Below are 19,352 nucleotides of genomic sequence, written 5' to 3'. Positions count from 1 at the left end.
TGTGTAGAGTGAAAACATGAATGAGCAGCGATCGCGTGCCGACCAGCGCGCCGTGACGAGCGCGCGCATCGTGGCCGCGGCCCAGGAGGAGTTCGCGGCGGGCGGATGGGCCAAAGCGACGATCCGCGGCATCGCGCGCCGGGCGGGAGTCGACCCCGCGCTCGTCATGCAGCGCTACGGCTCGAAGGAGAAGCTGTTCGCGGCGGCGATCCTGCCGGCCGTTGCGCTCGATGATGCGGATACGACGGGCCATCTGGCCGAGGTTCTCGAGATCCGGATGCGTGCGTTGTCGCCGGCGACCGAGGCGCTGTTGCGATCCGCTCCCACCGCGCCGGAGGCCGCCGACGCCCTCCGCGAATATCTGTCTGAACGTGCCGACGGTCTCGTGCGGGCGTGGCGCGACGATGCGGAGGGGCCGGAGAACGCCGACGACAAGCTGCGCGCAGCCATGATCGTCTCCAGCATCCTCGGCATGACGATCGCGCGGCACCTCCTCGGACTCGATGCGCTGGCGCGACTCGATCGGGACGCGGTGGACCGGATCGCCGCGCCGTGGTTCGCGTCGCTCACGCCGCCCGACACGGCCGGCCTTTCGGCGTCCGGGCCCGGTCAGGCCGACGCGGAGCCGCCCCGCCGCAGCCGCAGCGCCCGATAGCCGACGCCGACGCCCGCGACCACGATGCCGCCGACGATCGAGGGCCACGGCAGGGTCGCGACCAGTGCCACGCAGCCGATCATGCCCACGAGCTGCAGCGCGCGGGGAAAGCGGCGGGCCGCGGCATCCTGTCGGAACGCCGCGATGTTGGCGATCAGGTAGTACAGCAGCACGCCGAACGACGAGAACCCGATCGCGGATCGCAGGTCGGTCGTCACGATCAGAAGACTCACGACGACGGCGAGCACGAGCTCCGCGCGGTGGGGAACGGCGTAGCGTGGGTGCACGGCCGCGAGCCACCGCGGCAGGTCGCCCGTGCGGGCCATCGCGAGGCTCGTGCGGCCGATGCCGGCGACGAGAGCGAGAAGGGCTCCGAGGGATGCCGCCGCCGCCCCGACCCGCACCACTGGCGCGGTCCAGGTCCACCCGCCCGCTGCGGCGACCTCCGCCAGCGGTGCCGACGATGACGCGAGGCGGTCGGGGCCGAGGGTGGCGAGCGCGGCCAGGGCGATCGCGACGTAGACGATGAGGGCGAGGCTCAGCGCGATGACGATCGCGCGGGGGATCGTGCGGCGCGGATCGCGCACCTCCTCACCCATCGTGGCGATGCGGGCATACCCCGCGAAGGCGAAGAACAGCAGCCCGGCCGACTGCAGCACGCCATACCAGCCGTGGGGGCCGGAGGCGATGGCCAGATTGTCGGCGGAGCCGGCGCCGGATGCCGAGGCGGCCACGACCACGAGCGCGAGCACCGCCAGCACGACGCCCACGATCACCTTCGTGAGGGCGGCCGTGCGGGTGACTCCGACCGTGTTGACAGCCGCGAGCACCAGGACCGCGGCGACGGCGACCGGCTTCTCCCACCCCGTAGGGGCGGCGTACGAGGCGAACGTCAACGCCATCGCCGCGCAGCTGGCGGTCTTGCCGATGATGAACGACCACCCGGCGAAGAACCCCGACCATGGGCCGATCATCTCCCGGCCGTAGACATAGGTGCCCCCGGAGGTCGGGAACTGTGCAGCCAGTTGCGCCGACGACGTCGCGTTGGCGTAGGCGACGACGGCGGCGACCGCGAGGCCGATCAACAGGCCCGAGCCGGCGGCCGCGGCGGCGGGGGCGAACGCCGCGAACACGCCGGCGCCGATCATCGAGCCCAGGCCGATGGCGATTGCATCGACGAGGCCCAGCCGGCGGGCCAGCGCTGCGGGCGCGCTCATCGGGTGCGGGACGACGTGCGGGGAGGAATCACGCCGTGATTGTAGTGCGCACGCCGAACCCGCCGGTGAACGGGCCGAGGCCCGCTCTCACGGCCGGTGGCGGATCCAGACGCTCTTCTCTCGGGTCCACTGCTCGAAGGCGCGCAGCGACTTCTCGACGCCGCCGAAGCCGGACTGCTTCCATCCCCCGAAGGGAACCGCGAGGTCGCCTTCGCTGTACGCACCGACCGAGACCAGCCCGGCCTCCACGCCGCGGGCCAGCGCCAGCGCGTCATCGAGCCGCGTCGTCCACACCGAGGCTGCGAGCCCGTAGGGGATGTCGTTCGCGAGCGCGAGCGCCTCGTCACGGGTATCGAACGCCTGCACGGTGACGATCGGTCCGAACAGCTCCTGGCGGGTGATGGCCGACCCGGCGGCCACGCCGGTCACCACCGTCGGTGCGACGTAGTGGCCACCGGGCACGACGTCGATCTCGGTGCCGCCGGTGACGATCGTCGCCCCCTCGCGGTGCGCCTGCGCCACGGCATCCGTCATCCGTCGTGCCGCGGCCGCGGTGAGAACGGGACCGAGCTGCGTCGCGGGGTCGGCGGGGTGGCCGACGCGCAATGCCGCTGCCGCGGCGGCGAAGCGGGTCACCACCTCGTCCTGGATCGAGCGGTGAACGAGGATGCGCGAGCCTGCCGTGCAGTTCTGTCCCGAGGTCAGGAACGCCGACTCGACCATCCCCTCGATCAGCTCGTCGCCGAAGGAGAGAGCGTCGTCCATCAGGATCTGCGGGCTCTTGCCGCCCATCTCCAGACTCACGCGCTTGAGGTTGCTCGCCGCGGCGGCGGCGAGAATCGTGCGGCCCGTCGCGGTGGACCCGGTGAACGACAGCGCGCCGATGAGGGGGTCCTCGGCCAGCGCCGCCCCCGTCGTCGGCCCGTCGCCGGGCAGCACCTGCAGCACGCCGTCGGGAAGCCCCGCCTCGGCTGCCAGCGCGGCGAGATGCTGCACCGACCGCGGCGTCGCGTCGGCGGGCTTGAGGATGAGGCTGTTGCCGGCCGCGAGCGCCGGGCCGACCTTCCAGGCCGCCATCGCGAGCGGATAGTTCCAGGGGAGGATCGCCGCGACCACCCCGAACGGCTCGCGTTCGGTGAAGGAGAGGACGTCGGGGCCGGATGCCGTCGTCGTGCCGTACTGCTTGTCGACGGCTTCGGCGAACCAGCGGATGGACTCGATCGCCGACGGCACGTCGTTCTCGCGACACTCGGTGATCGGCTTTCCCGCGTCCTCGCAGTCGAGGCGGGCCAGCGTCTCGGCGTCGCGCGCCATCAGCTCGGCGAGGCGCAGCAGCACCGCGGCGCGCTCTCGCGGCGTCCGACCCGACCACACCCGTGAGCGGAAGATGTCGTCGGCGCGACGGGAGGCGGCGTGCACCTCGGCCGCCGACGTGATCGGCGTCTCGCCGAGGACGGTCCCGTCGGCGGGGGAGCGGAGGGTGAGGGTGGGGGCGGTCATGCGGTCTCCTTCAGAACGAGGTCGTCGCCGTCGCGCACGACGTGGCCGTCGCGCTCCAACTGGGCGAGATAGCGGGCCATGCCGCGCTCGCCGCGACGACGGAAGCCGCGCATCAGCTGCGGCAGGGCGTTGGGCACGAGCATGGCGAGGCGGATCAGCACCGACTCCGACGGCTTCGGGTAGATCTCCAGACGCGGCCGGTCGAGCATGCGCATCATGGCTCGCGCGACCGCCTGCGGCGGCTGCGGCGGGTCCTGGAACTGCAGCGAGTTGCCGCCGTCGATCGCCTCCTGCCGCAGCATGCGCGTATCGGTCGCCGACGGCAGCACGGAGCCGGCGATGATCCCCTTCTGACGCAGGTCGAGCCCGATCGAGAGCATCGCGCCGCGCAGTCCGAACTTCGAGGCCGTGTAGATCGGCGTCTCACCCAGAGGGAAGATGCCGCCGAGCGACACAGTCGTGATCACCCGGGGGTCGTGCGAGCGGTGCAGCAACGGCAGAGCCAGGCGGGTCAGCACCAGCGGCGACAGGAGGTTCACCTCGGTCTCGAGCCGGATGCTCGCGACCGACCGGGCGTCGAAGCGTTCCGCGCTCGTCATTCCCACGTTGTTGATGAGCACATCGATGCGCCCGTAGGCCGCTCCGATCTCGCCGAGCACACGCTCCACCTGATCGTCGTCGGTGAGGTCGCCGGCGAACCCTCGATGGCCCGAACCGGGCAGGGCGGCGGCGGCGCGCTCGGCGGCTTCGGAGCGGATGTCGACGAGAGCGAGGGTCGCTCCGCGCTGCGCGGCCTCGCCCGCGAACGCGCGCGCGATGCCCCCGGCGCCGCCCGTGACGACGATGACCGTGTCGCGGTAGTCGAAGCTCATGCCGCGACCTCCGCTGCCCGCACGGTGCGGCGCGACGCGGCATCCGGAGCCTGGCCCTCCAGCGCCCAGCCGAGGCGGCGGGCCAGCTTCTTCACGTACTTCACGTACGCATCGGCGTCCACGTAGCCGCGGTGGCGCGGCGAGGAGTCGAAGTGCAGGCCGCCGGACAGGTCGGGCGCGTCGGCGATGCGCAGGCGCTCGAACTCGGCCGCTGCGGCTTCGCCCGTACGGCTGCCCGCGATGAACGACGCGAGCAGATGCGCCTGCTGGTCGAACAGTCCGTACGCCCCGCTGTTGGTCTCGATGAAGCCGACGCCGTAGAGCCCGACGTGCTCACGGGAGACGCAGTTGAGGTAGAGGTCGGGGTGCTGCTCGTCGCCGAAGTAGCGCTGCGCGACCGGCACGCGGTGCCGGTACCCGGTCGCCATGAGGATGACGTCGAACTCCTCCCGCGTGCCGTCGGTGAACTCCACCGCGAGCTCGTCGGCGCGGCGGATGCCGGGACGCGCGACGATGTCGCCGTGCTGCAGGTAATGGAACAGCTGCGAGTTGAGCACCGGGTGGGTCTCGAACAGCTTGTGGTCGGGCTTCTGCAGGCCGAGCCGTGCAGGGTCTCCCGTCAGCAGCTTCAGCACCGGTTGCAGGATCGCCCGCTCCAGCGGCTTCGGCAGGAACGACCCCTTGCCGCCGACGATGTCGGACGGAAGGCCGAACACGTGCTTCGGGATGAACCAGTAGCCGCGGCGCATGCTGATCGCGGCGCGCTGGGCCGAGCGGGCCGCATCGCACGCGATGTCGCAGGCCGAGTTGCCCCCGCCGACGATCAGTACGCGCTTGCCGGCGAACTCGGACGGCGAGCGGTACTCGAGGCTGTGGCGCACCTCGCCGGTGTACGACCCCGGGATCTCGGGAACGAAGGGATGCCACTGGCTGCCGGTGCAGACGATGACGCGCTCGTGCTCGGTCGCGGTGCCGTCGGCGAGGGTGACACGCCAACGTGGAGCGCCCGATGTCGACGAGGAGAGGTCGTCGACCGCGGTGACGGCGGCGTCGAAGCGGATGCGGGGCGTGAGCCCGTAGGCGTCGGCGAACGATCGCAGGTAGGCGAGGATCTGCGCGTGACCCGGGTAGTCGGGGTAGTCCTCGGGCATGGGGAAGCCGGAGAAGCCCGACACGGTGCGGCTGGAGATGAAGTGCGCCGACTCGTACATCGGGGTGCCCGGGTTCTCGATGTCCCACAGCCCTCCCGCCTGCGAGTGGCGTTCGAGGTGCGTGTAGTCGATGCCCTTCTCGCTGAGTGCGCGAGCGACGGCGAGTCCGGCGGGGCCGGCGCCGATGATGCAGACCGTGGAGTCGACGGGGCGGGCAGCGGTGGGCGACGTGTTCATCAGCGCTCCTTCGTGCGGGTGAGGTGATCACGGTACGGCGCAGCGCACGGCGGACAGCGGACGCGCGGCATCCAGGAATCGGACATGATCGGCCACACAAGGTGACCTGATCCATCCCCCCTGATCCGATCGCCGGATGATCCGGTCGACGGATGAGCCGGTCAGTAGGCGATCGGCGGGCGTCGCGCCTCGGCGTGCAGCGCCGCGGGGGAGGCGCCGAACCACCGCAGGGCGCTGCGCCGCAGCGAGCGGTCGTCGCCGTAGCCGAGCCGGAACGCGATCTCGGCCGTCGTCAGCGCGGGGGAGGCGAACAGCTCGGCGGCGAGGCGCTTTCGCACGTCGTCGAGCACGCCGGAGTAGCTCGCTCCCACCTCGATCAGCCGTCGCCGGAGCGTCCGCTCGCTGGTCGCGAGTGCACGCGCGTGCGCCGCGAGCGGGAGCACGTCGGGCAGGGCGTCTTCGATCTGCGTCGCGAGCACGGCGACGAGTTCTTGGCGCTCGATGATGCTCTCGGTCTGCGTCTCCAGCAGTGCGACCGTCTCGCGGTGCGTCCAGGCGTCGGCGCTCGGAAGCGCGGCGTGCGCCGCGGCCAGGGGGACATGCCAGGCGTTGCGAGCCGCGGCGAACCGCACGGCGCCGCCGAAGTAGTCGCGGTACACCGCCGGCTCGGCTTCGGCCGCGTGTGCCAGTTCGACCAGCTGAGGCGCCGCGAGACCGGCGACGTCGCGAGCCATCCTCGTGATGTTCGCAAACCCCTCTTCGACGAGGAACGTGCCCACCGTCGAGGCCTGTTCCTGCAGTGCGGCGGTCACCACCAGTCCGCCGGCCTCCTCCGCTGAACTCCAGCGCACCATCGAGCCCGCCAGGTTCTGGAACCGCAGTCCGACCCGCACGGCGTCGCGCAAGGTCGCGCTCGACATCATCGCGAGACCGAGCAGCCCCGAGGCGGTGATCGGCTGGCGGCGGCCCACCTCGAGCCCGAGCGCCGGCACGGGCAGCAGCAGGAGCGCCTGCTCGATGATCACGCGCCCCTGCCGGTACGACACCCGCAGAGCGGGAGAGTCGATCGCAGCCCGCGTGAGGGATGCCGCGCGCAGGGCGCGCTCGAGGGAGACGCCGCGCTCATCGGCCACCTGCAGCAGGTAGCGGATGATGTTCGGGGTGATGACCGCCGAAGACGGCGTCACGGCGCGTCGCTCGGACATGTGCGCCATTGTATTTGGCCGATGATGTCCGCGCGGTGGCGGAGACGGACCGTGACAAAGCCCCCGCGGTCGCTATCGTCGAGCGCATCCCGTCCCGACGGGTGCACCGCTCGCCCGCGAATCGTCGACGCCGCCGACCCCGAGGAGCCACCATGCCCGACACTCCTGCCCCCTCCGAACGCGTGATGCGTGCGGTCATCCGCACCCTCGGTGCGCTGCCCGAACCGATCCAACGGGTCATCGCCGGTCGGCCCGTCGTCGTGGACGGCCAGCGCCTGTACACCGAAGTGCAGATGGCGCTGCGGCTGCTCAACGCGCTGCCCGGCTCCGACTTCTCCGACCTGCCGTTGGATCGCGCGCGGGCCCAGATCGATGCCGAAGCCCGTATCTTCGGCGGCTCGCTTCCTGTCGCGAGCGTCGAGGACATCGAGATCCCCACGCGTGCGGGGGCCGTGCCGGCGCGCCGCTATCAGAACCTGCCTGAGGCCGACGGCACCGTCGTCTACTTCCACGGCGGTGGGTGGGTGGTCGGCAGCCTCGATTCGGCCGACTCGGTGTGCCGTTTCATCGCCGCCACCAGTGGCCTGGAGGTCATCTCGGTCGACTACCGCCTCGCGCCCGAGCACCCGTTCCCCGCCGGCGTCGAGGACGCCATCGACAGCTATCGCTGGGTGCGCGAGCACCGGCCCGGGCGCCGGATCGCGGTCGCGGGTGACAGCGCCGGCGGCAATCTGAGCGCGGTGGTGAGCCTTGCCACCGTGGGAGACGCGGCGGGCGCCCCCGACTTCCAGCTGCTGTTCTTTCCGGTCACGGATCTGTCCGGCAAGCACCGCTCCTACCGGCTGTTCTCCGACGGCTACTTCCTCACCGAGAAGCAGATGGATTGGTACCGCGGGCACTACCTGCCGACGCCCGCGCATGCGCTCGAGCCGTTCGCTTCGCCGCTGCGGGCCGAGGCGTCCGCGCTCACGAAGCTGCCGCCCGCGCACGTCGCCGTCTCGGGCTTCGACGTGCTGCGCGACGAGGGCATCGCCTACGCCGAAAGACTGAGGGATGCCGGGGTGCCGACGACGCTGCAGGTCGTCGAGGGGCACATCCACGCGTTCGTCAATGCCACCGGCGTGGGCCGGCTGAGCTCGCGCGCGCTCGCCGAGTCGATCGGCGTGCTCGTCCGCGGACTCGGCGGACGCGCCGGCGTCACCGACGCGGACGCGTCCGCACCGTCGGAGCGATGAGGTCCTTCCGCTAGCCTGGGGGTCCGACCGCGGCTGAGACGGAGGACCGCCGATGATCGACGCGTTCGTCCTCGTGCTGCGCGCGATCGGCGTCGTGCCTGCGGGAGCCTCACCGCTCACCTCGCTGGCGGTCGTCGCCGCGGGCATCGCGGCTGCTGCCGCTGTGGTCATGGTCATGGCCGCGGTGTCGGCGACCACGCGCGAGCGCGCTTCCTACGATCGCATCCGGCCGGCGCGCAGCGACATGCGGCGTGCCCCCGTGGCCCAGAGCGATCCCGACGCTCCCGGTCACATCCTCCGCAGAGGTCCGAGCGCGGCTCTCCCGGCCGCGTAGTCACCCCGTCCGGACGCCACTCACGGCATCCCTTCGCGGCCGAACAGCTCACCCTGATCGCCTCGTCGGAATGGACAACTCGTGGACCTCTTCACCCTGCCGCCCCTGGCGGCTCTGCTCGACCTCTCGGCACGCGGGCTCATGGCCCTCACCGCCCTTCTCGCCCCCGTCGCCGGCCCGGCGGCCGCCGCCGCGGCCGTCGTGCTCGTCACCCTCCTCGTGCGGACGGCGCTCGTCCCGGCCGGTGTCGCCCAGGCGAAAGCCGATCAGGCGCGCTCGCGCCTGGCGCCGCGGCTGCGCGCCCTGCAGCAGCGGTGGCGCGCGCACCCCGAGCGGCTGCAGCGCGAGACCCTCGCGCTCTACCGCGCCGAAGGCGTCTCGCCGGCGGCCGGGTGTCTTCCGCTTCTGATTCAGGCGCCGATCGTCGGGCTCGTGTACGCCGTCTTCCTGCACGGATCGATCGCCGGGCACGCGAACCCGCTGCTGGCCGAACACCTCTTCGGTGTGTCGCTGGGTCAGAGCGCCGTCGCCGCGGTGTCGAGCGGCGTCGGTCCGGCGGCCGCTGCGGTGTTCGGTGTCATCGTGCTGCTCATCGCGTTCGTCGGTGAACTCACGCGGCGTCTGCTGCGACCGACAGCCGCGGCGACGCTGCCGGCATGGCAGCGCACGCTGACCGCGTCGGCGCCGTTCCTCACTGCCGTCGCGGCCCTGTTCGTTCCCCTCGCGGCAGCGGTCTACCTGCTGACGACCGTCACCTGGACCCTCGGCCAGCGACTCGTGCTGCGACGGCTGTACCCGCCGCAGGCGTCATGACGGTTCGCCACCGCTACCGGAGGTCGGCACGGCCCGCGACGCGCGAGCGATCAGGACCGAGCCGACGATGCTCGCCGCCAGCGCGACGACAGCCATGCCGACCATCAGTGCGCCAAACCCGTCGCGGTAGGCGGCCACCGCGGCATCGAACACCTGCGCGTCGGGGCGCGTGCCGTCCTTCGCGTAGGTGCCCACGCCGACAAGAGCGGTGTGCACCGCGGCATCCGTCAGTCCCGCCGCCGACAGGCGGGCGGTGATCCCCGAGATCGTGAGCTGGGTGATCACGGCGGTCGACAGCGCGGTACCGAGCGAGGAGAAGAGCTGCCCGAAGGTCGTGCGCGAACTGGTCACCGGTCCGTAGAAGTCGGCCGGAGCCTCACTGAGCACGAGCGTGCCGTACGGAAGCGCCGCGGCGGTGATACCGAAGGCGATGAGGATGCCGGCGGGTACGAACGCCAGCGGCGTGGAGGCGTCTCGGGCGAGGAAGGCCGCCCCGAAGCCCGCGGCGGAGAGGATGCCGCCGACCAGCAGGGAGGTCTGCGGGCTCATGCCGCGGGTCATCAGGCGCCCCAGCACGATCGCCCCGACGATCGAGGCGAGCGACACCGGCAGCTGCCACACCGCGACGCTGCTGGGGGTCAGAGCCAGCACGTACTGCCACAGGTTCGACAGCTGCAAGAAGGCGACGGCGCCGCCGGCGTTGAAGACGAAGCCTGCGCAGAGCGCCGCGAGGAAAAGGGGTCGGCGAAAGAGCGCGACCGGGAAGAACGGGTTCGCGACCCGCGTCTGCGACCAGACGAACACGCCGAGAAGCACGACGCCGAGCGCCATGGCTCCCCACGTCAGCGGGCTGGTCAGCGACGAGGCGAGCTGCGAGACGCCGAACAGGAACACGACCATGCCGGTGATGAGCGCAACCTGTCCGCCCACGTCGCGCTTCTCGGTGACGGTGGGGGCGACCGACGGCAGAAGCAAGAGGACGGCGGGGATGCACAGTGCCGACAGCACGGGAACGAGCACGAACGCGAGGCGCCAGTCGACTCCGGCGAGCAGGCCCCCCGAGAAGGTGAACACCACTCCGGCCGCGCCCGAGCAGGCGGCGAACGTCGCGACGGCCGCAGGGAGCCGGCCCGGCGCGGCCAGCACCTGGATGTAGGCGAACGCGGCGGCGTACACCGCGCCCAGGCCGACGCCCGTCACCGCCTGGCCGAGGATGTAGACGAGCGCCATCGGCGCGGCGGCCACGATCAGCTGGCCGACGAGACCTGTCACGAGGGCGGCGACGAGCATGCGGCGGCGGCCGATCCGGTCGGCGAGCAGGCCTGTGGTGATGACCGAGGCGGCGATCGCGAGGGTTTGCATGGATGCCGCGAGCGCCTGATCGCCGCCGACCATGTCGAGGCCGCGGCTCGCGCCCACGAGTGCGGTGGCGGCGATGTTCGGGGCGGAGCCCTGAACTGCGGCGAGCACGCCGAGCAGGGGGATCGCGAGGGTGTGCGCGGAGCGCACGACGGACGTCGGTGGTGTCGTTGTCATGGGGGGCTTTCGAGTGAGAGAGACGTGCGGAGAATCGTTCAGGCGGTGAAGGCGGGGACGCCGTCGATGTAGGTGGCGTTCACGGCGATGCGATCCCAGCTCTCGGGATCGCTCGTCCACGGGTCGGCGTCGACGACCGCGAAGTCGGCGCGGCGTCCGGCCGTGAGCGTGCCGCGATCGTCGGCGTGGATCTGCCAGGCGGCATCCGCGGTGATCGCCGCCAGGGCCTCGGCCGCGCTGACGCGCTCGTCCGGCGCGAGCACCGTGCCGTCGGCCTCCAGACGGCGCAGCACCGCGGTGCGGGCGCTGCGCAACGGCTGCACCGTCGTCACGTTGTAGTCGGAGTGCAGACTGGGGCGCAGCCCCGCGCGGAGGGCCGACGCGACGCGGTCCAGTCGCGCGGCGCGCGCGGGGCCGAGGATCGTGTCGCGGAACGCCGCACCCCAGTAGTAGACGTGGTCCATCAGGAAGCTCGGCGACACTCCCACCGCGGCCATCCGCGCAAGCTGGTCGTCGGTGGTCACCGAGGCGTGCTCGAAGCGGTGCCGGAGAGCGTCGCGCCCCGGCAGCAGCTCTTCGGCGGCCTGGAGGGCGAACTCGACCGCCGCGTCGCCGTTCGTGTGGATCATCAGCTGCCAGCCGTCGTCGAGACCGGCGCGCATCACTTCGCGCAGACTCTCCGGTGTCCAGTTCGCGTGGCCCCCCGAGGTCTCGCCGAGATACGGCTGCAGGAAGTATCCGGAACGACCCTGGTTCGAGCCGTCCGCCACGATCTTCCACGCGTCGGCGCGCACCATCGCATCTCCGCTGAACGGCGTGACGCCGGCCGCCTTCCACGCCTGGGCTACCTCGGCGGGCGTCGCGCACCCCGCCAGGGAGGAGAACTGCGCCGTCGACACTCGCACCGGCAAGCGTTCGGACCCGTTGAGCTGGTGCAGCATCGCGATCTCGCTCACGCCGGCCAGCGTGCCGGTCATCGCTTCGCGCATCGAGGTCACGCCGGCACCGGCGAACTCGTTCAACACGTGACGGATGCCGCGGCCCACCTCCGCCGCTGTCGGACGCGGCAGGTGCGCGAGCAGCATCGTCACCGCGGGCGACTCGCCGACCACGCCGGTGAGTCTGCCGTCGCGCTTCTCCAGCGTGCCCCCGCTCGGCTGCGGTGTGGCGTCGGTGATGCCGGCGGCATCCAGGGCCGCGCTGTTGGCGTAGGCGAAGTGCATCGACGCATTCAGCACGACCACGGGACGGTCGGTCGCGACCCGGTCGAGGATGTCGCGGGTGAGGGCCGGCTCACCGGGGTACAGGCTCGGGTCGAACAGCTTCGCCAGCACGTACTGACCGGCGGGTGTCGCGTGCGCAGCCGTCTTCAGGACGGCGATGACGTCGTCGAAGCGCGGACAGGTGGCGTGCGAGACGTCGGCCCACTCGAGTGTGAGCAGCGACACCCAGATGTGCGCGTGCGGCTCGATGAGACCGGGGATCACCACGCCGTCGGGGGACAGGATCTTCGTCGCCGGGCCGGTCAGCCCGTCCAGCTCCGCCGCCGATCCCAGTGCGACGATGCGGCCGTCGCGCACCGCCATCGCCTCCGCGCTCGGAGCCGCGGGGTCGCCGGTCGCGATCCGGCCGACGACCAGGAGGTCCGCTGTGGCGGTCGGGGCGCTCCGCTCGCCCGATTCTGCGGGCGCGCCGTAGTGCGCGGGGCTGACGGTGGCGCCGGCCGCGGCGATGGCGGGCGCGAGGCGGTCGCGGCTGAGGTGAGTCGCGGCGCTGCAGGTGTCGGACATGAGGAGCTCCTTCGAAGGCGTGTGGCGGCCGCGCGGGTTCAGTGGAAGTCGAGGACCTGATCGCCCCACGCGGCGCGCAGAGCCGCATCCAGGTCATCGACGACGGTGTCGTGGCGCTCGATGACCAGCGTCGCGCGGCCGTCGGCGGGATCGTAGGCCGGCCAGTACGGAGCGCCGGCGACGCCGTCGGCGTCGGGTGTGCGCCCGTGGGCGAACGCGGCCCACCGCTCCTGCATGCGGGCGGAGATCACCTCGCCGGCGCGCTTGCCGCCGAGGCGGAACGTGGGGTCCTTGGGGCCGCTCGCGAAGACGCCCCAGAGGTAGGCCAGCTCGCTGCCGTGCGTCGCGCCGAGACCGATCAATCGCAGGAAAGGTGTCGCGTGATCGAAGCGGTACAGCCACACCGGGGCCGCCGCGGCGTGCCCCTCGGCGATCCACACGGTGGGCATGCGGAAGCCGATGTCGCGGGCGACCCCGAGCCCCACCGCGTTCTTGCGCACGTTCTCGTACGCCGTCTGCACCTGGGCGACCGAGGGCAGCTCGACGGTGGGGTTATCGGCGGCCATGTCGGAGAACATCGCCATGATGCGCTCCTCGGTGATCGGGATGAGCGGCGACTTCATGAACTTGAACAGCGACGCCTCATCCTTGTTGGTGCCGATCATGAGGGGAACCGGCAGTCCGCGACCCTCGTGCAGCACCGTGGCCGGTGCCTCCGGCAGCAGGTCGCCGTCGACGATCGGCGCGAACGCCAGCGTGCCGGGCGCCTCGTCGGGCACCTGGGCGTACACCGTCATCCCGGCCGTCACGAGCTCGTCGGCGGATGCCGCGCGCAGCGCCACGGCGGTCGATGCGGCATCCGTCTGGTCGATGCCGAGCTCGCGCACGAAGCGCTCCGCGACGTCGCGCGCCCGATCGATGCCGTACATGCTCGACGCGGGGGAGGACTGTGCGATCGCGCGGTGGAAGAGCCCCTCGGCCGACGGGGTCGCCAGCAGCGTCGTGACCAGGCCGCCGCCGGCGGACTCGCCGAACACGGTCACGCGGTCGGGGTCGCCGCCGAACGCGGCGATGTTCTCCTGCACCCAACGCAGGGCGAGCAGCACGTCCTTCAGCGCCAGGTTGCGATCGAAGCCGCCGTCGGGCAGAAGACCCGACAGATCGAGGAAGCCGAAAGCGGCCAGGCGATAGTTGATGGTCACCACGACCACGTCGCCCCGCGTGACCAGCGAGGTCGCATCGTACGTGCGCTGGCTGGACGCCCCGAAGGTGTACGCGCCGCCGTGCAGCCACACCATCACCGGTCGTGCGCCCGCCGCGGCGTCGGCGTCGGGTGCCCAGACGTTGAGCATCAGGCAGTCCTCGTCGAGCACGGCGTCGTCGCCCAGGGCGATGGCGGGCGTGCGCACCTGGGGACAGGCCGGCCCGAACGCGGTGGCGTCGACCTCTCCGGTCGCGGCGGCTGCCGGCACCGGGTCGCGCCAGCGGCGCTCGCCGACCGGGGCTTCGGCGTAGCGGATGCCGCGCCACGAACGGACGTCGTTGCGGACGGCGCCGCGGAAGGTGCCCGCCGGGGCGGTGACGATGCAGGGGGTCAGGGTGTCAGGGGTCTGGGTGGTGTTCGACATGTGAGGTCCTTTCGGAACGAGAGGCGGAGAAGGCGAAGTGGGGCGCTCAGGCGGCCAGGCGATGGATGACCTGTGCAAGCTCGTTCGCCGCGAGGATCGCGAACAGTACCGTCATCATGGCGGCGTTGTGCGTGATCAGCTGCGATTTCAGCGCCTGCAGGGCGGAGTGCACGCGGGCCGTGCCGGTCAGCTGGACGAGGGCCGGAATCACGAGCAGCAGTGAACCGGCCAGCGCGATGGCAACGCACAGCCCGACGGCGGCGAGCGGCGCGAGGTGCGCTTCGCCGATGAGCGCGCCGGCCTTGAGCTCGAGGGGGATGTTCTTGGTGTTGGTCGCCGCCATCACGAGTCCGAGGCCGGCTGCGGAGAGCGGGGTGACGCCGTCGATCGCCGCGAGCCACTTCGGTGCCGTCGCGGGCGTGCCGTCCTTCGGACGCGACATCCAGCTGACGACGGCGAACACCGTGAAGCCGAGGGCGAGGACGATCGCCAGGATCAGTGAGACCGTCTGCGCTGCGGGGCCGCTCGATGCCGACGCGCGCGCCGCGCCGAGCGCGCCCAGCCCCGTGGCGGCGAACGCGACGAGCGTGTAGACCGCGGTGTAGGCGGGAGCGCACGAGCGTCCACGCGGGGCGAGCACGATGGCCACGATCGCCACGATGGGCAGCGGGGACAGCAGCATGCCCACCGCGAGGGGAAAAAGGTTGTGCAGGTCGTTCACGTCGGTTCCGTTTCATCGCTGTCCCCGGGCCGGGTGTCCGGGGGTGCGATGACGACGTTATGACGGGGGTGCGGCCTGCTTTTCGGGATGTTCGGCTGACACGACAGCAGCGCCGGTCGGCAGCGCGAAGCTCGCCTCGAGCACCGTGTCGCGACCGTCCGCACGCAGCCGCGCGCCGAGGTCGCGCACGTGCGATGCCGGCCGCAACTCGGCATCCGGCGTCGTTCGTCCTCGCGATCGTACGCGTGCGCGCAGTCGGCTGCCCGCGCCCGTCGCGACGATATCGACGGCCACGTCCGCGCGCTTCTCGTCGCTGTGCTTGACGGCGTTCAGCAGCCCCTCGGCGATGACGTCGTACACATCGCGGGCGAGCCGGGGATGCGCATCGAGCGCGTCCAGCGCCCGCGGGTCGAGCGTCGTACGCAGCGCGATCACCCGCCCCCATGTCGCCAGCAGCGCCCGTAACGCCGCGGCATCGGCGCCGGGGTCGGCATCGGTATAGGTCGAAGCCAGACGATGTACGAGAGCGATCAAGTCGTCGCGCAGCGCGGCGGACTCGGCGGCGGACGGCTGCGGGTGGGTGAGTGCGAACTGCACGCACGCTCCCTGCCCGTCGCGGTGCAGCAGTTCGGCCGTGCGACGCAGGCCCTCCCTGACGGGGCCGATGCCCTCGCGGGACGCGCGCTGGGCGCGGGTGATCGTGCCCGAGAGTCGTCGCTGTTCTCGTCGCAGTCTCTGCACGGCGCCGGCGCACAGGCCGGCCGCGAGGGCGAAGGCGACGTAGTCGACGGCGGGCAGAAGCGTGATGAGACCGCGATGTCCGGAGATCGTCGTCAGCGCCGACAACGCCACTCCGCCGATCGCCGCGCCCAGGAGATAGACCGTGGCGGCGCGGCGGGCGCTGCGCGCGAACGCTCGGCGGCGCGCGACATGGTCGACAAGGCCGGTCACGGCGACGACGGCGACGAGGCCCGCGATCAGTGCGCCGGGGCCTGTCGTCCGCAGCGCGTAGGGAAGTGTGCAGGCGATGTAGACGATCGCGACCGCACCGCGTGGCGGGAGACGGAAGGGGGGCAGCGTCAGGGAGTGGCGGCGGGTCGGGATGTCAGCGGTGGTGGCAGTCCCCTGCGGCGCCGCGCTCGTCGGCGCATCATCGGCCATCCGCTGCAGGCGGTGGCTCCACGTGCGGAAGTCCTCCGCACCGAGCGCGCGCACGCCGCCCGGCCCCGCCGCGGGATCCCATCGTTCGATCGCTCGGCCGAGAGCGGATGCCGCGGCATCCACTTCGCGGCGCGCATACCGGTCGATGACGACGGCGCGGTCGGGTGCGGCGGCCAACTCTGCCGCCACCTCGCGCAGCAGCGCGTTGGTGCGACGGAGTGTGTGCACGGCGTTCTCGAGCACGGCGATCATCGCGAGGACGACCGGCCAGACGACGACATTCGTCGCGATACGAAACGGCAGTTGCGCCGCCGCAGGAACCGGCAGCGACCACAGCGCGGCCCATCCGTCCTGCACGAGCGGACGCAGTGCAGCGCACGCGACGACGCCGACGACCACCACCACGGCTCGCACGAGCGGGGCGGTCAGACGCCGCTCGAGCAGCGCGAGGGCCCCGAGTGCGAGGACGAAGCATGCCGTCGTGGCGAGCGTTGCCGGAACCAGCGCCGCGACATCCACGCCCGCGCCCACGGGCGCCATGATGGTCATCGACAGGGCGAACGTCGCCGCGAGCGACCACGGGCTCAGAAACCGGCCGTCGGCCACGACACGGCCGATCGACGCGGAGAACCGTCTCACGCGCGAACCCTCACCGGGCGGGGCCGAACGCGGCGAGGTACATCGCCGCAGCGGCGACACGGGGGCTGACGGTCGGGTCGCCCGTGAGGTCCAAACGGTCGAACAGGCGGCTGATCGAGCGTTCCACGGCGCGCACGCCGGACGCGGTCTCTTCCGCGATGCGCTCGTTCGACCAGCCGCGGGCGACCATCGCCAGGATCTCGAGCTGATGGCGCGTCAGGGCTCCGAGCCCGTCGCGTGCGCCGGGTGCGGGCGGCGTCGTCGCCGCCGGGGCCCGGCGCGTCGACAGTGCCTGCTCCAGCGCCGACACGAGGCCGTCCGCGGAGTCGAGGTCCTGCTTGGAGACGAAGACCGCGTGGGCGATGCCCATCGCCGTCGCGCCGGCCGCTGCGCGCGGATAACTGCTCAGGAAGACGATCGCCAGATGCGGGGCGAGCTCGGACAGCATGGCGGCCAGCTCGGCGCCGGAGGGGCGACTGCCGAGGTCGATGTCGGTGAGGAGCGCGTCGGGGTCGAACTCGGTGAACAGGCGCGTCGCCGTCGCCGCGTCCCCCGCGGCGGCCGTCTCGAACCCGTGACGCTCGAGCAGCTCGCACACGAGCATGCGCAGCGCGGCCTGGTCTTCGACCACCAGCACGCGACGGGTCCAGTCCGAGGCCACGAGATCACCCTAGCGCTCGCGCGGCTGGCGCCGTGATGGCGCCGACGAGCGTCGGCGTGGGTGCCGCGGGCCGTCAGTGCGCGGCGTCGTAGGCCTCGAGGACCGAGGCGGGGACGCGTCCGCGCTCCGACACCGTGAAACCGTTCTTGGCGGCCCACTCGCGGATGGGACCGTAATCGCGCTGCTGAGAGCGGCGCTGTCCGCGGGCGCCGGCGCGGCGCGGCGCGGCCGCGCGCGACGAGACGCTGCGCGCCGCGGCGACGTAGGGCGCCAGCGCGTCGCGAAGCGCGGCGGCGTTGTCGGTCGTGAGGTCGATCTCATACGCGGTGCCGTCCAGCGAGAACAGGACGGTCTCACCGTCACCGACTTCGAGAACGGTGCCGTCCAGGTCATCGACGAGCTGGTGAACGATTTTGCGGGCCATGGGCAGAGCCTACTGATACCGACGGCTGATCAGGGGAGCAATCCCGCGCGTCGCGCCCGTGTCACCGCGGCGTGGCGCGTGCCCGTGTCGAGTTTGGCCATCGCCGACTGCAGATACGACTTGACGGTGCCCTCCCGCAAGCCGAGTGCGACAGCGATCTCGGCGTTGGTCTGGCCCAGTGCCGCGCACGCGAGCACATCGATCTCACGCGGCGACAGCTTCACGTCGAGCGTCTCCGTGCTCGCACCGTCGTCGCGGGTCAGATCGGCGAGGCGCTGTTCGATCTCGGCGAGACGGCGCCGGATGGCGGCATCGGGAACGTCGGCGGCGATGCGACGCAACTGTGCGTACGTGTCGCGCAGGTGCTCGCGCAGCACGGGGTCGACACCGGGCGTGGATGCCGGGGCGACGGCGAGCCGGCGCTGCACCTCTTCTCTGACCCGCAACTCCGTCGCCAGATCGCTCGCGACCTGGAGCGCCATGCGCGCGGTGGCCTCCCCGAAAGGTGACGGCGACCAGGAACCGCAGTAGAGCACGCCGCGTGCGCGCCCGGCGACGAGCACGGGCACAGCGAACAGCGTCGAGATCCCCTCGCCGAGGATCGCGCGATCGTAATCGTGGGTGATGTTGCGCGAGGACCGGTAGTCGAGAGCGAGTCGCGGGCGCCGCTCGACGAGGGCGCGTCCGCCGAGCCCACGGCTGGCGTGCACGACCAGCCCCGACAGGTGGGGCGTGCGGTTTCCGACGATCGAGGTGACCTCGACCGCGTTCGCTCTCTCGAAACCGCCGAAGGCGACGGGAAGGCCTGTCCGCGTGGCCAGATCCTCGACGGCATGGGCCAGCAGATCACTGTCAGTGAGCGGGGTCGGCGTCGCCATCTCGCCTCCCTGACATCGAGGGCGACGACCGCGTCACCCGTGGGCTCGAGAATATCACCGGCCGCTGTCACCGGCTCCGTCGGGCTCCCACTCGGCGCTGTGGGAGCCCGCGCCGCGACCGGCCTACACGGCGGCGGACCGAGGGAAGCCGTCGCGGACGACGCGGGCTTCGAGATCGAGGAGAAACCGTTTGCGTTCGGGGTGTCCGCCGTACTCGCCGATGGACCCATCGGCGCGCACGACGCGATGCGCCGGGATCACGATCGAGATGGGGGTGCGGGCGCACGCCGATCCCGCCGCGCGGTGGGCTCCCGGGGAGCCGGCGAGGATGGCCAGCTCGCCGTACGACGCCGTCTCGCCGTAGGGGATCTCGTCCATCGCCTCGAGCGCGCGGCGCGCGAAACCATCGACTCCGCGCAGGTCGAGATCGAGAGTGAAGCGTCGACGCGTGCCCGCGAAGTATTCGTCGAGCTGGGCGGCCACGTCGGCGGTGGCCACGGCATCCGGCACGATGGCGCCGTTGCGGCGAGCGCTGATCGCTTCGAGGTGGCGGTCGGCCGCGGTCAGCGACACGTCCAGCACGTCGAGGGCGACGAGGCCCCCATCGGCGACGACGATGAGGGCCTCGCCGATCGGTGTCGGGTGCACCGAGTATGCGGCGGTCGAGGTCATGACTCCATGATGCTCGCGCCGGT

The 19,352-nt window shown here is 71.8% G+C and carries 18 protein-coding genes; 4 read left to right on the top strand and 14 right to left on the bottom strand.

Going from position 1 to position 19,352, the window contains the following annotated elements:
• The first annotated feature begins 16 nt into the window (after positions 1-16).
• Complete coding sequence (locus PP359_RS14455; protein ID WP_433718541.1) at positions 17-655, top strand: TetR/AcrR family transcriptional regulator; 639 nt, start codon at positions 17-19, stop codon at positions 653-655.
• Here PP359_RS14455 and PP359_RS14450 read toward each other — a convergent pair.
• From PP359_RS14450 to PP359_RS14430, 5 genes are all read right to left on the bottom strand, one after another.
• On the bottom strand, positions 610-1,872 hold the full coding sequence (locus tag PP359_RS14450; protein WP_433718539.1) for an APC family permease: 1,263 nt from the start codon (positions 1,870-1,872) through the stop codon (positions 610-612). The genes PP359_RS14455 and PP359_RS14450 overlap by 46 nt on opposite strands.
• An 87-nt stretch (positions 1,873-1,959) precedes the next feature.
• Positions 1,960-3,372, bottom strand: a complete 1,413-nt coding sequence (locus tag PP359_RS14445; protein WP_499250916.1) for an aldehyde dehydrogenase family protein — start codon at positions 3,370-3,372, stop codon at positions 1,960-1,962.
• The gene (locus tag PP359_RS14440) at positions 3,369-4,244 is read right to left on the bottom strand and encodes an SDR family NAD(P)-dependent oxidoreductase (RefSeq protein WP_036318066.1); all 876 of its coding nucleotides are present in this window, start codon (positions 4,242-4,244) and stop codon (positions 3,369-3,371) included. Before PP359_RS14440 ends, PP359_RS14445 begins: the two co-directional genes overlap by 4 nt.
• Positions 4,241-5,632: a flavin-containing monooxygenase gene (locus tag PP359_RS14435; protein ID WP_135950080.1), complete on the bottom strand. Its 1,392-nt coding sequence runs from the start codon at positions 5,630-5,632 to the stop codon at positions 4,241-4,243. Before PP359_RS14435 ends, PP359_RS14440 begins: the two co-directional genes overlap by 4 nt.
• Positions 5,633-5,793: 161 nt before the next feature.
• Positions 5,794-6,837 carry an AraC family transcriptional regulator ligand-binding domain-containing protein gene (locus PP359_RS14430; RefSeq protein WP_499250915.1) on the bottom strand — a complete coding sequence of 348 codons (1,044 nt, stop codon included), beginning with the start codon at positions 6,835-6,837 and terminating at the stop codon, positions 5,794-5,796.
• Positions 6,838-6,989: 152 nt separating this feature from the next.
• On the opposite strand from PP359_RS14430, the gene PP359_RS14425 reads away from it, so the two are divergent.
• From PP359_RS14425 to PP359_RS14415, 3 genes are all read left to right on the top strand, one after another.
• Positions 6,990-8,072: an alpha/beta hydrolase gene (locus tag PP359_RS14425; RefSeq protein WP_499250914.1), complete on the top strand. Its 1,083-nt coding sequence runs from the start codon at positions 6,990-6,992 to the stop codon at positions 8,070-8,072.
• A 52-nt stretch (positions 8,073-8,124) separates the two neighbouring features.
• Positions 8,125-8,406, top strand: coding sequence for a hypothetical protein (locus tag PP359_RS14420; RefSeq protein ID WP_295775834.1), 282 nt, complete (start codon positions 8,125-8,127; stop codon positions 8,404-8,406).
• 81 nt (positions 8,407-8,487) lie between these two features.
• The gene (locus PP359_RS14415; protein WP_499250913.1) at positions 8,488-9,219 is read left to right on the top strand and encodes a YidC/Oxa1 family membrane protein insertase; all 732 of its coding nucleotides are present in this window, start codon (positions 8,488-8,490) and stop codon (positions 9,217-9,219) included.
• Here the strand turns inward: PP359_RS14415 and PP359_RS14410 are convergent.
• The 9 genes from PP359_RS14410 to PP359_RS14370 form a co-directional block, all read right to left on the bottom strand.
• Positions 9,214-10,755, bottom strand: coding sequence for an MFS transporter (locus tag PP359_RS14410; RefSeq protein WP_499250912.1), 1,542 nt, complete (start codon positions 10,753-10,755; stop codon positions 9,214-9,216). The genes PP359_RS14415 and PP359_RS14410 overlap by 6 nt on opposite strands.
• Before the next feature lie 38 nt (positions 10,756-10,793).
• The gene (locus PP359_RS14405) at positions 10,794-12,545 is read right to left on the bottom strand and encodes an amidohydrolase (RefSeq protein ID WP_036318055.1); all 1,752 of its coding nucleotides are present in this window, start codon (positions 12,543-12,545) and stop codon (positions 10,794-10,796) included.
• A 38-nt stretch (positions 12,546-12,583) separates the two neighbouring features.
• Positions 12,584-14,173 carry a carboxylesterase/lipase family protein gene (locus tag PP359_RS14400; protein ID WP_499250911.1) on the bottom strand — a complete coding sequence of 530 codons (1,590 nt, stop codon included), beginning with the start codon at positions 14,171-14,173 and terminating at the stop codon, positions 12,584-12,586.
• Positions 14,174-14,219: 46 nt separating this feature from the next.
• A complete protein-coding gene (locus PP359_RS14395; RefSeq protein WP_499250910.1) occupies positions 14,220-14,894 on the bottom strand; it encodes a GAP family protein in 675 nt (224 codons plus the stop codon).
• 57 nt (positions 14,895-14,951) lie between these two features.
• Positions 14,952-16,694, bottom strand: a complete 1,743-nt coding sequence (locus PP359_RS14390; RefSeq protein WP_499250909.1) for a sensor histidine kinase — start codon at positions 16,692-16,694, stop codon at positions 14,952-14,954.
• A 10-nt stretch (positions 16,695-16,704) separates the two neighbouring features.
• Entirely contained in the window at positions 16,705-17,355 is a 651-nt protein-coding gene (locus tag PP359_RS14385) for a response regulator (protein ID WP_499250908.1), read from the bottom strand.
• A 73-nt stretch (positions 17,356-17,428) separates the two neighbouring features.
• Positions 17,429-17,779, bottom strand: a complete 351-nt coding sequence (locus tag PP359_RS14380; RefSeq protein ID WP_036318047.1) for a histone-like nucleoid-structuring protein Lsr2 — start codon at positions 17,777-17,779, stop codon at positions 17,429-17,431.
• Between the two features lie 29 nt (positions 17,780-17,808).
• Positions 17,809-18,657 carry a LuxR C-terminal-related transcriptional regulator gene (locus PP359_RS14375; protein WP_112931056.1) on the bottom strand — a complete coding sequence of 283 codons (849 nt, stop codon included), beginning with the start codon at positions 18,655-18,657 and terminating at the stop codon, positions 17,809-17,811.
• A 123-nt stretch (positions 18,658-18,780) separates the two neighbouring features.
• The gene (locus PP359_RS14370) at positions 18,781-19,329 is read right to left on the bottom strand and encodes a methylated-DNA--[protein]-cysteine S-methyltransferase (RefSeq protein WP_112931057.1); all 549 of its coding nucleotides are present in this window, start codon (positions 19,327-19,329) and stop codon (positions 18,781-18,783) included.
• Positions 19,330-19,352: the final 23 nt, after the last annotated feature.

This window comes from Sphingomonas sp. BLCC-B65, assembly GCF_028550675.1.
Taxonomy (GTDB): Bacteria; Actinomycetota; Actinomycetes; order Actinomycetales; family Microbacteriaceae; genus Microbacterium.
The sequence above is the reverse complement of the archived record's forward strand: the minus strand, read 5'-3'. Positions and strand labels throughout refer to the sequence as shown.